This window comes from Sphingomonas sp. (assembly GCF_017304635.1).
GTDB lineage: Bacteria > Pseudomonadota > Alphaproteobacteria > Sphingomonadales > Sphingomonadaceae > Sphingomonas.
This window is the reverse complement of the sequence record NZ_JAFKMA010000006.1, coordinates 55,660-67,151: the sequence shown is the minus strand read 5'-3', so window position 1 is coordinate 67,151 and position 11,492 is coordinate 55,660. Positions and strand designations below refer to the sequence as shown.

The window sequence follows — 11,492 nt, the reverse complement described above, 5'->3', positions numbered from 1 at the left end:
CGGTCGCGGGAGCCGCCGTCAGCCGGTCATACGAACTTCGCCGGTTGCAGGCGCATCGTCACCACGCCGAGCTGATCGAGAAACCGGCTGGCGCGTCCCTGGAACCCGAGCACCACGGTACCGTCCGCCGGCACCGTCCAGCCCGCCGCCGTGCCGCCCTGGTCGCCCACCTGGGTGATCTGGTTCCTGGTCGTCTGCATCCACACATTGTCGCAATAGACGTCGGCGCGAGTGTTGATGATCTGGACATATTCGTCGTCGTCCAGGTTGACGCCGTTCTGGGCGACGCCGCCGTCGCCGCCATGCTTGACGACACCGCTTTTGCCGCGGACGCTGCGATATTGGAGGAGGATCGCGTCGACATATTTCTGACCGTGCAGTTGCAGCCAGACCAGCCGCTGCTGATTGCGCACGGCGGTGCGGACGTCGCCGAAATCGAACGGATCGCCGCCGGGGCCGCCCCAGCACGCAAAATGCGAAGCGAAATCGAGCGTCGGCGTGCCCCGGCTCAGCGAGGGCAGCGGCGGCGGCACCACCTTTGCCGTCGGATCGCCGGCATAGGCGGCGACGCATGCCTTGATCGCCGCGACATCGGTCGCCAGCGCGTCCTCGAAGCCCTGCAACGCGGTGTCGACCGTGTAGCCGTAACAGCGATAGATCGCCTGCAACCGGTCGGCCGCATTCTGCAGCGACGTGACCTTGCCGAGCGCGCCGATCAATCCCGTCGTCGGATCGAGCAAGCAGGAACGGTTCGCGACGATCGTGGCGAAGTCGATGTCGAACTTCGCGACATGCTCGTAACCGGCGGTGGTGTAGGCGACCACGACCGGCGCATCGAGCGGCAAGGCGGGGAACTTCAACGCGAAATCGATGATGCCTTCCCGGCCGGGCATTGCCGTGTTCGCGCCGGAGACCTTCTGGTCGAACGACCAGTCGATCGCGGTCGTCGACGCGAAGGACGATATCTTCGTGTCCATGCTGGCCGAGGCCTGCATGCCGTCGACGATGCCGCTCGCCTTCAGCGACAGCGTCAGGTCGCGCGATTCCTCCGCGGTCTCGCTGTAGAAGGTGTACATGGCGTAATATTCGCCGCCCCAGGAGATCGAATCGACGTAGGAATCGCCGTAGGCGCGGACGAAATCGCCGGTCGCCTGGCCGTGCAGCGACGGATCCAGCGTGGGATTGGCCGCCGTCTGCGTGCCCGTCTGGTGGCTGGCATGGACGACGATCGACACGCTTTGCTCGGTCGTCTTCTGCTTCTGGACGAACGCCATCTTCTCGTCGACCGAGCCGAGCCCGAGGATCGAGACCGATTGATCGATCGACAACGCCTTCATCACCTCGCTCGTGCCCTTGCAGACCGACATGTTGACCGTCGTCTCGGCTCCGACGGTCTTGGTATCGGCGGTGATCGCGGTCGATCGGATGGCGCGAAGAACGGTGTCGTAGCCCAGCGCCAGGGCCGGTGTCGGTCGATCGAGTGCAGCGTCGCGGATGGTTTCCATCGTCATTCTCCCCTAATCAGGACAAGGTTGCAGGAGCGGCGACGGCCGGGAAGCGGGGATGGCTCTATTTCGGATGGAAATCATCGACTTGCGCCGTCGGCCATGACCGACCTGCCGCACCTGTTCGCCCAGCATCTGGCGCGCGACCGGCGGCGGTCGGCGCATACGGTGCGGGCCTATGCGGCGACGGCGGCGCGGCTGGTCGCGTTCCTGGGCGAGCATTGGGGGGAGGCGGTCGATGCCGCCGCGCTGGCCCGCGTCAGCGCGATCGACCTGCGCGCCTATCTCGCGCATCGCCGCCATGCCGGGATCGGCAATGCGTCGGCCGCGCGCGAACTGTCGGCGGTGCGCACCTTCCTCAAATGGGCGGGTGGCGAAGACGCGCCGCCACGGATCAAGGGTCCGCGCGTCAAGAAGGGCGTGCCACGCCCGGTCTCGCCCGCCGATGCGGTCGCGCTGGCCGAGGACGTGGCGGAGGATGCCGCCGAGCCGTGGATCGCCGCGCGCGACTGGGCGGTGCTGCTGCTGCTGTACGGCGCGGGGCTGCGGATCGGCGAGGCGGTCGGCCTGACCGGCGCGATCCTGCCGCTGGGCGAGACGATCGCAGTCACCGGCAAGCGCGACAAGACGCGGATCGTGCCGCTGCTGCCGGCGGTGCGCGACGCGATCGAGGCGTATGTGGCGGCCTCGCTTTGGCCGGTCGTGCGCGGCGAGGCGCTGTTTCGCGGGGCGAAGGGCGGGCCGCTGTCGGCCGGGGTGGTGCGCAAGCGCGTACAGGCGGCGCGGACGCGGCTGGGGCTGGCCGAACGGACGACGCCGCACGCTTTGCGCCACAGTTTCGCGACGCACCTGCTGGGGCGGGGGGCGGACCTGCGCGCGTTGCAGGAACTGCTCGGCCATGCGAGCTTGAGCTCGACCCAGATCTACACCGCGGTCGATGCCGCGCATCTGCTCGACGTGTATCGGAATGCCCATCCCCGGGCGTAGCCTCCCTCTCCCATCGGGAGAGGGAAGGGGCCCGCTCGCGTAGCGAGTGGGAAGGGTGAGGGTCGATATAGTCGTCTCGCGTCGACCCTCACCCTTCCGCCGACTTCGTCGGCTCCCTCCCTCTCCCAGGGGGAGAGGGAATTTACCCTCGCGGCTTCCACGTCGCGACGCGGTACAGATACCACACCGCGATCGCCACGCAGATCGCGACCGCGGCCGGACCGGTCCACGCCTCCGCCTCGCGGAAGTTCGCGCCGAGATACCAGCCGGCACCGGTCAGGAACAGGTTCCAGATCGTCGTCCCGGCCAGCGTCCAGACGATGAACTTCCACCGCTTCATGGTCGAGATGCCGGCGGGCAGCGACACCATCGACCGGCCGAACGGCATGAAGCGCAACACAAACACCAGCCATTGCCCGTGGCGGAAGAAGAAGTCGTCGATCCGCTCGACATCGGACCAGGTCACCGTCAGCCAGCGCCCGTTGCGCTCGACGAACGGCCGCAACCGGGCGAGCGGGATGTTGCGCCCGATCCAGTACCAGAAATAATTGCCCAGCGTCGAACCCAGCGTTCCCGCGATCATGACGCCGGTGAAGTCGAGCTTGCCGTGCGCCACCGCGATCCCGGCGAAGCCCATGATGACCTCGGACGGGATCGGCGGGATGATGTTCTCCAGCGCCATCCAGACGAAGATCGCGCCATAGCCCCATTGCTCGATATTGTTCAGGAACCAGTCGGTCATGCTGGGCGAGCCCGGCCGCGATCAGCCACGCGCCGCCACCTTCGCCTCGATCGCGTCCCAGATCATCGCCGCGACGTCGGTGCCGTCGAGCCGCTCGATCGCGACGATGCCGGTGGGGGAGGTGACGTTGATCTCGGTCAGCCACTCGCCGCCGATCACGTCGATGCCGACGAACAACAGCCCGCGCCGCTTGAGTTCGGGGCCGAGCGCCGTGCAGATCTCGCGCTCCCTGGGCGTCAGCTCGGTTTTCACCGCCGATCCGCCGACCGCCAGGTTGGAGCGGAACTCGCCCTCGCCCGGTACGCGGTTGATCGCGCCGGCGACCTCGCCATCGACCAGCACGATGCGCTTGTCGCCCTCCGCCACGCCGGGCAGGAACGCCTGGAGCATGTGCGGCTCGCGCCAGGTCTGGTTGAACACCTCGATCAGCGCCGACAGGTTGAGCCCGTCGTGGCCGACCTTGAACACCGCCTTGCCGCCATTGCCGTGGATCGGCTTGACGACGATCTCGCCATGCTGGTGCAGGAACGTGCGCGCTTCTTCCAGGCTGCGCGTGACGAGCGTCGGCGGCATGAAGCGCGCATAATCGAGCACGAACACCTTTTCGGGCGCGTTGCGCACGCTCGCCGGGTCGTTCACCACCAGCGTGCGGTCGGCGATCCGCTCGAGCAGGTGCGTCGCGGTGATGTAGCCCAGGTCGAACGGCGGGTCCTGCCGCATCAGCACGACGTCGGCCTCGGCGCCCAGATCGAGGTTCACCGGATCGCCGAACGCGAAATGCTTGCCCGCGACACGCTCCACCGTCACCGGATGCGCCTTCGCCCAGACGCGGCCGTCGGCATAATTGAGCGCGTCGGCGGTGTAGTGGAACAGCCGATGCCCGCGCGCCTGCGCCGTCAGCATCAGCGCGAAGCTCGAATCGCCGGCGATGTTGATGCTCTCGAGCGGGTCCATCTGGACGGCGACGGTCAGCGGCATTGTTCAATCCTCGTCGCCCCGGCGTGAGGCCGGGGCCGCTGGGTGGTGGCCGGGGCGACGTAGAGTGGCGCGCGCCGTCTGTCACCTGATCGCGATGCGCCGCGGCAAAGCCGCGTCGTCGGCCGGATCGGCAGGGCCGTCCGCCGGCCGGGCGAGGCGCGGCGCTGCCGCGCACCGGCGCGAGCGATGTCGCGCCTGCGCCTCACCCGATCCAGGCGTTCTCGATATGGCGAGGTCGCGCGCCCGGCGCCAGCAGGATCACGTCGACGCGGATGTCGTCGCCCGGCCCGGCATAGCGCGGCATCAGCACTTCCGCCGCGGCGGCGACGCGGGCGAGGCGGCGCTCGTCGATCGCCCAGTCGAGCTCGGCTTCGGTCGCGCGCGCCTTCACCTCGACGAACGCGATCAGATTGCCGCGACGCGCGACCAGATCGACCTCGCCGGCCGGCGTGCGCACGCGCCGGTTGAGGATGCGCCAGCCCTTGAGCCGCAGCCACCATCCCGCGATTCGCTCGCCGCGCCGCCCCGCGGCTTCGGCGGCGCGGCGGTCTCGGGACGGGCGGGGGCCGGGCATCGCCGCACGCTGCCGCGCCGTCCGCCGCCGTGCAAGCGCCGTCACCGGGATCGATCGCCGCCGCCGCGATTTATACCGGTGGCGCGCCCGTCAGCGGCGCCCGTCCGCTTTGGGAAGGAAGGTTCATGAAGATCATCGCTATCGCGCCGCTCGCGGCCGGCCTGCTGCTCGCGACCGGCAATCCGGCGCTCGGCCAGACCACCGCGAAGACCGAGGTGAAGAGCAAGGTCGACGTCGACAACGGCGTCGCCACGCGGACGACCAAGGTCACGCACCTGACCAAGCGCAAGACGCATCGGCCCAAGCGCATCCTGGGTGTCAAGGTCGGCCACAAGACGGTGACGCACAAGACCGTGCGCGAGACCGCAGTCAGCTCGAACGGCGACCACAGCACGACGGTCACCACCAAGTAACGGCCTAGCCCGCGTCCTTCATCGCGAGGGCGCGGGTGTAGAGCGCCTTGCGGTCGAGCCCGAGCCGCCTGGCGACCTCGCCCGCCGCCTTTGCCGCGGGCAGGCGAGTCAGCGCCTCGGCGAGCGCGGTGTCGGCATCTTCCGCACTCGCCGGGGCCGCCTCGCCGGGTGGCGCCACCACCACCACGATCTCGCCCTTGGGCGGCGCCTCGGCATAGCGCGCGGCAAGCGCCGACAGCGTGCCGGTCACCGCTTCCTCGAACTTCTTGGTGATCTCGCGCGTCACCGCCGCCTCGCGATCGCCGAGCCCGTCGACCAGCGCCGCCAGCGTCGCCGCCAGCCGCGGCCCAGATTCGTACAGCACCAGGGTCGTGCGGATCGTCGCCAGTTCCGCGATCGCGCTGGCCTTCGCGCCCGCCTTGGCCGGCAGGAACCCGGCGAACAGGAAGCGATCGGTCGGCAGGCCGGCGAGCGTCAGCGCGGCGATCGCGGCGCACGGGCCGGGGATCGTCACCACCGCATGCCCCGCCGCCCGTGCATCGCGCACCAGCTTGTAGCCGGGATCGGAGATCAGCGGCGTCCCGGCGTCCGACACCAGGGCGATCGCCTCGTTCCCCAGTCGCGCGACCAAGCCGGGGCGGACGCGGTCGGCATTGTGGTCGTGATAGGCGATCATCGGCCGCTTCGCGCCGATATGGCGTAACAATCCGGCGGTAACGCGGGTATCCTCGACCGCGATCGCGGCGACGTGGCCCAGGATGTGCGCGGCCCGCGGGGACAAGTCGCCGAGATTGCCGATCGGGGTCGCGACGATGTAGAGTCCGGGCGATAAAGTATCGATCATCAGGGGAGTATCATGGCAGAGGCGGCAATCACATCGCAACGGCGCATCGGCGCGGGGCGAATCCTGCTCGTCGCGCTGGCGGCGATCGTCTCCGCCTGTTCGAGCGTGGTGCCGCGCTCCGGCCCGCCGGTCGTGCAGGCGCCGCCGCCGCGCGTCGTCGCGCCGGCCGAGCCCGCGGTGATGCCCGGCCTGCCGACCGACGAGGAGCATCACATGATCGCGCTGCTGGTGCCGCTGACCGGCACCAACGGCGCGGTCGGGCGCAGCCTGGCCAACGCGACTCAGCTGGCGCTGCTCGATACCGGCAATGCGGCGCTGCGCATCACCACCTACGACACCGCGACCGGGCCGGCGGCGGCGGCGCAGAAGGCGATCGACGAGGGCGCGCGGCTGATCCTGGGCCCGTTGCTGGCGGAGGACGTGCGCGCGGTGCTACCGGTCGCCAAGCGCGCCGGGGTGCCGGTCATCAGCTTTTCCAACGACGCCACGCTCGCGGGCAGCGGCGCGTACCTGATGGGCTATTCGCCGGCGCAATCGATCGCGCGCGTGGTCGATTACGCCAACAGCAAGGGGATCACGAGCTATGGCGGGCTGGTCGCGGGCGGCGTCTATGGCCAGCGCGCGTCGACCGTGTTCCTGCGCGCGGTCGAGGACAATGGCGGCAAGGTGATCGGGTTGCAGACCTATCAGCATACGCCCGCCGCGATGGCCGCGGCGGCGGCGCGGCTCGGCAAGTCGGGGCCGGTCGGGGCGGTGCTGGTGGCCGATGCCGGGGTCGGCGCGGCGGCGATCGTCCCCGTCATGCGCCGCACGGGCGAGGCGAGCGCCCGCGTGCTCGGCGTCGAGTTCTGGAACAACGACCCCTCGATCGGGACGCGGCCGGCGCTCAACGGCGCGTGGTTCGCCAGTGTCGACAACACGCTCTACCGCCAATACGCCGCCAAGTATCGCGCGCGGTTCGGCAGCGGGCCGTATCGCCTGTCGAGCATGGGCTATGACGCGGTGCTGCTGACGATCCGCATCGCACGCGACTGGCGGATCGGGCGGCCGTTCCCGGAGGATCGCCTGCGCGACAAGGACGGTTTCGCCGGCATCGACGGCGCGTTCCGCTTCGCGCGCGACGGCGTCGCCGAACGTGCGCTGGCGGTGCAGGAAGTGCGCGGCGGGACGACGGTGACGGTATCCCCGGCGCCGAGCGGGTTCTGACCTGATGCCGTGCTCCTGCGAAAGCAGGAGCACGGCACCTAGGCCATCTCCCGCACGCTCACCACCTCCGCCAATACCGCGTTGAGCACCGGCATGCCCGCATCGGTCGCGCGCAGGCGGGTGTCGTCGCGCGCCACCAGTCCCTGTCGCTCCAGCCGCGCCACCGCCGCCTCGTCCACCAGCATTGCGATCGGGCGCTCGCCCAGCTCGGCGACGCGCGTCAGGTCGATCCCCTCTGCCAGCCGCAGGCCCATCAGCATCGCCTCGGTCGCGCGGTCGGCGGGGGTCAGGCGCTCCTCCAGCTCGATGCCGTGGCCGTTGCGCGCGACGGCGGCCAGCCAGTTCTCCGGCTTCTTGCGGCGCTGCGTCGCCAGCCCACCGCGCCGGCCATGCGCACCCGGCCCGATCCCGGCATAGTCGCGGTAGCGCCAATAGGTCAGGTTGTGCCGGCTCTCCGCCCCGGCGCGCGCGTGGTTGGAGATTTCGTAGGCGGGCAGCCCGGCGCGCGCCGTCGTCTCGCGCGTCAGCTCGAACAGGTCGGCGGCGCGGTCGGGGTCGGGCAGGGTCAGCCGCTGCTCGCGCTCCTCGGTCGCGAACCGCGTGCCCGGCTCGACCGTCAGCTGGTAGAGCGATAGATGCTCGGTGCCGAGCGCGAGCGCGCGGGTCAGCTCGGCATGCCAGTCGGCGAGGCTCTGGCCGGGCCGCGCGTAGATCAGGTCGAACGACACGCGGTCGAATACCCGCTGCGCCACGGCGAGCGCACCGAGCCCCTCCGCCACGTCATGCGCGCGACCGAGGAAGCGTAGCGCGTCGTCGTCCAGTGCCTGCAACCCCAAACTCACGCGATTGACCCCGGCCGCCGCCAGATCGGCGAACCGCGCCGCCTCGACCGACGACGGGTTCGCCTCCAGCGTGATCTCGACATCGGGCGCGAAGCCCCAGGCGCGCTCGGCCGCGTCGAGCACCGCCGCGACGGTCGCCGGCGGCATCAGCGACGGCGTGCCGCCGCCGAAGAAGATCGAGCCCAGCGTCCGCCCCGGCAGTTCGCGCGCCTCGTGCGCCAGATCGGCCAGCAGCGCCGTCGCCCACGCCGCCTGATCGACCGACGCGCGGACATGGCTGTTGAAATCGCAATACGGACATTTCGACACGCAGAACGGCCAGTGGACGTACAGCGCCAGCGGCGTTTGGCTTTCGTTCATCGTGCGCGGCTTATGCCGGGGCCATGCGGGGATGGAAAGCCGGGGTGGCAGCGGTAGCGGCGTGGGCGCTGGTCGGGGCGAGCGATCGGCCGCGGGATCGCGAGCCGCTGGTCGAGGAGATGCTGGCCGCGCACAATGCCGTGCGCGCCGCGGTCGACGTGCCGCCGGTCGCGTGGGACGATCGCCTGGCCGAGGATGCGCAGGACTGGGCCGACTATATGGCCGACACCGGGCGCTACGAGCATTCGACCTTCCCGCGCGGGCGCGACCCGGCGGGCGAGGGCGAGAACATGTTCCGCGGCACCGCCGGCGGCTATTCGATCGCCGACATGGTCGAGTTCTGGACCGCCGAACGCCGTTTCTTCCGCGACGGCGCGGTGCCCGATATCAGCAATTCGGGCCGCTGGCAGGATGTCGGCCATTACAGCCAGATGGTGTGGCGGACCACGACGCGAGTCGGCTGCGGCGTCGCGAGCGGGCGAGGGTACGACTATCTGGTGTGCCGCTATTCGTCGCCGGGCAACGTGATGGGGCGGCGGGCCTATTAGGCGCGGCTGAAGCCTGACTTTCCCTTTGCCGCCACCCCGGCGAAGGCCGGGGCCCAGGTGGGGGACGCAGGTGTCGAGCGTGGCGCTTCGTTACTCCGGCTTTCTCAACTGGGCCCCGGCGTTCGCCGGGGTGCGGCTCCGGATAGCTTTGCCCCTAGCGCGGCTTGCGGAAGCGGAGCAGGAACTGGTCGGTGTGGCCGCGGACCGAGGGGTCGAACACGCCCTTGCTGTGATCGTCGGCCGGGTTGGCCAGGATCGCGCTCTCGCCGTCGAACCGGAAGCCGGCGGCCTTCATGTCGGCCTTCACGCGATCCTTGTCGATGCGGTGCAGCGTCTCGGTCGCGCCGATGCCGCTGCCCGGGGTCGCCTCATGGTCGAGCACGACGAACACCCCGCCGGGCTTCAACGCCGCATAGACCGCGCGGTTGAACGCGGGCACGTCGGCCGGCCCCATGAACTTGTCGTAGAGGTCGTGATAGTTCTGGCGGATGAACACCGCGTCGAGCTTGGCCGGGAGCGGCGAGGCGATCGGATCGGCGGAGACGACGATGTTGGGCATCGCCGCGGCGAGTGCGCGCATCTTGGTCACGCCATCGGGATGCGTCTTGGCGATCTCCGCCGTCTCGATCGCATAGACCTTGCCGGTCGGCCCGACCGCGCGGGCGAGCGAGGCGGTGAGGCGGCCGCCGATCACGTCGGCGACGCGGTCGCCCGGCTTCACGCCGATGAACGCGATCACCTCCGGCACCTTCCACGCCGGATCGGGCGCGGGAATGGCGGAGGACGCGGCTGGGGCAGCGGGCGGGGCGGTCTGCGCCAGACCGATCGTCGGCAGCGCGGCCAGCAGGATCAGGGGCAAATACCGCATCGACTCTCTCCCTTGGTTATATCCGCCCGATAGCAGGATTTACGCCGCCGCTACAGCACCGCCGCGACCAGTTGGCGAAATGCGTCGGCGCGATGCGTCAGCGGCGTCTTCTCGTCCGCGCTCATCTCGCCGAACGTGCGGTCGTGTCCGTCGGGCAGGAACATCGCGTCGTAGCCGAAACCGTTCTCCCCGCGCGGCGGCCACACCAAGCTGCCCTCGACTCGCCCCTCGAACCATTCGACATGGCCGTCGGGCCAGGCCAGCGCCAAAGCGCAGACGAAATGGGCGTCCCGCTCGACCTCAGGACCGAGCTTTTGCAGATTGTCCTCGACCAGCCGCATCGCCGCGCCGAAATCCTTGGCCTCGCCTGCCCAGCGCGCGGAGAAGATGCCGGGATCGCCGTTCAGCGCCTCGACGCACAACCCGCTGTCGTCGGCCAGCGCGACCAGCCCCGACAGGTCGGCGGCCTGCAACGCCTTCAGCTCGGCATTGGCGACGAAAGTGGTGCCGGTCTCCTCCGGCTCGGGCAGGTCGAGCGACGCCGCCGAGACGGGTTCGATGCCATGGGGCGCGAGCAGCGCGCGGATCTCGCGCACCTTGCCCGCGTTGTGGCTGGCGATGACCAGCTTGCCGGGGGCGAGCTTGCGGATCGCCTGGGGTTCCCTGCCTTCGCCGCTCATGCCACCGCCTTTTCTTGCGCGGCGAAGATCGCGCCGCAGCCGATCCTGGCCAAACGCAGCAGCCGCAACAATGCTTCCTCGTCATAGGTCGCGTGCTCGGCGGTCGCCTGCGCCTCGGCGATATGGCCGTTTTCGAGCAGCACGAAATTGGCGTCGGCGTCGGCGTTCGAATCCTCGTCATAATCGAGGTCGAGCACCGGCGTCCCCTGATAGATGCCGCACGACACCGCGGCGACCTTCTGGGTCAGTGGGTCGCTCGCGATCTTGCCGTCCTTGAGCAGGCCGTCGACCGCCAGCCGCAGCGCGACCCACGCGCCGCTGATCGCCGCGGTGCGCGTGCCGCCATCGGCCTGGATCACGTCGCAATCGAGCGTGATCTGATGCTCGCCGAGCAGCTTCAGGTCGGTGACCGCGCGCAGGGATCGCCCGATCAGCCGCTGGATCTCCTGCGTCCGCCCCGATTGCTTGCCCTTGGCCGCCTCGCGCGACCCTCGCGTATGGGTGGCGCGCGGCAGCATGCCGTATTCGGCGGTCACCCAGCCCTGGCCCTTGCCGCGCAGCCACGGCGGCAGGCGATCCTCGACGCTGGCCGTCACCAGCACCTTGGTGTCGCCGAAGCCGATCAGCACCGACCCTTCGGCGTGGCGCGTGAAATGCGGTTCGATGGTGATGACGCGCATCTGGTCGGGCGCGCGGCCGCTGGGGCGCATAGGGGTCTCCTCGGGTAGGCGAGCGCCCTACCCGGCGGGCGCGATGGTGTCACCCCCGCCGGCCCAAAAGCGAAAGGCCGCCCCGGTGGTAGCGCCGGGGCGGCCCCTTGCGACGGGCGAGCGTGAGGGAGCCCGTCGACCAAGCGCCACAGGGTCGGCCGCGCCGGTCGCGCGACTCTTCCTGACGAAGATTTACGCGATATTCACCCGGCGCGGGAGGCGGCAATGCGCCGGC

13 protein-coding genes are annotated in these 11,492 nt (G+C 69.9%); 4 read left to right on the top strand and 9 right to left on the bottom strand.

Annotation, left to right across the window (positions count from 1 at the left end):
- Positions 1–26 precede the first annotated feature (26 nt).
- Positions 27–1,505: a jacalin-like lectin gene (locus J0I47_RS15270; RefSeq protein WP_294047796.1), complete on the bottom strand. Its 1,479-nt coding sequence runs from the start codon at positions 1,503–1,505 to the stop codon at positions 27–29.
- Between the two features lie 102 nt (positions 1,506–1,607).
- Between J0I47_RS15270 and J0I47_RS15265 the strand changes: the two genes are divergently transcribed.
- Positions 1,608–2,492 carry a tyrosine recombinase XerC gene (locus tag J0I47_RS15265; protein WP_294047795.1) on the top strand — a complete coding sequence of 295 codons (885 nt, stop codon included), beginning with the start codon at positions 1,608–1,610 and terminating at the stop codon, positions 2,490–2,492.
- 142 nt (positions 2,493–2,634) lie between these two features.
- Here J0I47_RS15265 and J0I47_RS15260 read toward each other — a convergent pair whose 3' ends face one another.
- The 3 genes from J0I47_RS15260 to J0I47_RS15250 all read right to left on the bottom strand — a co-directional run bounded on the left by J0I47_RS15260 (position 2,635) and on the right by J0I47_RS15250 (position 4,786).
- A complete protein-coding gene (locus tag J0I47_RS15260) occupies positions 2,635–3,234 on the bottom strand; it encodes a DedA family protein (protein WP_294047794.1) in 600 nt (199 codons plus the stop codon).
- A gap of 21 nt (positions 3,235–3,255) precedes the next feature.
- Positions 3,256–4,212 carry a glutathione synthase gene (gshB, locus tag J0I47_RS15255; RefSeq protein ID WP_294047793.1) on the bottom strand — a complete coding sequence of 319 codons (957 nt, stop codon included), beginning with the start codon at positions 4,210–4,212 and terminating at the stop codon, positions 3,256–3,258.
- A 202-nt stretch (positions 4,213–4,414) separates the two neighbouring features.
- Positions 4,415–4,786 (bottom strand): YraN family protein, encoded by a 372-nt coding sequence (locus J0I47_RS15250; RefSeq protein WP_294047867.1) that lies wholly within the window; start codon positions 4,784–4,786, stop codon positions 4,415–4,417.
- A gap of 125 nt (positions 4,787–4,911) precedes the next feature.
- Here J0I47_RS15250 and J0I47_RS15245 point away from each other — a divergent pair, with 125 nt between their 5' ends.
- Positions 4,912–5,199: a hypothetical protein gene (locus J0I47_RS15245; protein WP_294047792.1), complete on the top strand. Its 288-nt coding sequence runs from the start codon at positions 4,912–4,914 to the stop codon at positions 5,197–5,199.
- A 4-nt stretch (positions 5,200–5,203) separates the two neighbouring features.
- Here the strand turns inward: J0I47_RS15245 and rsmI are convergent, their stop codons facing one another.
- Positions 5,204–6,043, bottom strand: coding sequence for a 16S rRNA (cytidine(1402)-2'-O)-methyltransferase (gene rsmI, locus J0I47_RS15240; RefSeq protein WP_294047791.1), 840 nt, complete (start codon positions 6,041–6,043; stop codon positions 5,204–5,206).
- 12 nt (positions 6,044–6,055) lie between these two features.
- On the opposite strand from rsmI, the gene J0I47_RS15235 reads away from it, so the two are divergent.
- Entirely contained in the window at positions 6,056–7,249 is a 1,194-nt protein-coding gene (locus J0I47_RS15235) for a penicillin-binding protein activator (protein WP_294047790.1), read from the top strand.
- A 38-nt stretch (positions 7,250–7,287) separates the two neighbouring features.
- On the opposite strand, the gene hemW is transcribed toward J0I47_RS15235, so the two are convergent.
- A complete protein-coding gene (hemW, locus tag J0I47_RS15230) occupies positions 7,288–8,451 on the bottom strand; it encodes a radical SAM family heme chaperone HemW (protein ID WP_294047789.1) in 1,164 nt (387 codons plus the stop codon).
- A gap of 23 nt (positions 8,452–8,474) precedes the next feature.
- Between hemW and J0I47_RS15225 the strand changes: the two genes are divergently transcribed.
- Positions 8,475–8,999, top strand: a complete 525-nt coding sequence (locus tag J0I47_RS15225; protein ID WP_294047788.1) for a CAP domain-containing protein — start codon at positions 8,475–8,477, stop codon at positions 8,997–8,999.
- A gap of 154 nt (positions 9,000–9,153) precedes the next feature.
- Here J0I47_RS15225 and J0I47_RS15220 read toward each other — a convergent pair whose 3' ends face one another.
- From J0I47_RS15220 to rph, 3 genes are read right to left on the bottom strand one after another with little or no spacing between them, the layout of a single operon-like run.
- Entirely contained in the window at positions 9,154–9,867 is a 714-nt protein-coding gene (locus J0I47_RS15220; protein ID WP_294047787.1) for a methyltransferase, read from the bottom strand.
- Between the two features lie 50 nt (positions 9,868–9,917).
- Positions 9,918–10,547: an RdgB/HAM1 family non-canonical purine NTP pyrophosphatase gene (rdgB, locus tag J0I47_RS15215; protein WP_294047786.1), complete on the bottom strand. Its 630-nt coding sequence runs from the start codon at positions 10,545–10,547 to the stop codon at positions 9,918–9,920.
- Positions 10,544–11,257 carry a ribonuclease PH gene (rph, locus tag J0I47_RS15210; protein WP_294047785.1) on the bottom strand — a complete coding sequence of 238 codons (714 nt, stop codon included), beginning with the start codon at positions 11,255–11,257 and terminating at the stop codon, positions 10,544–10,546. Before rph ends, rdgB begins: the two co-directional genes overlap by 4 nt.
- Positions 11,258–11,492: the final 235 nt, after the last annotated feature.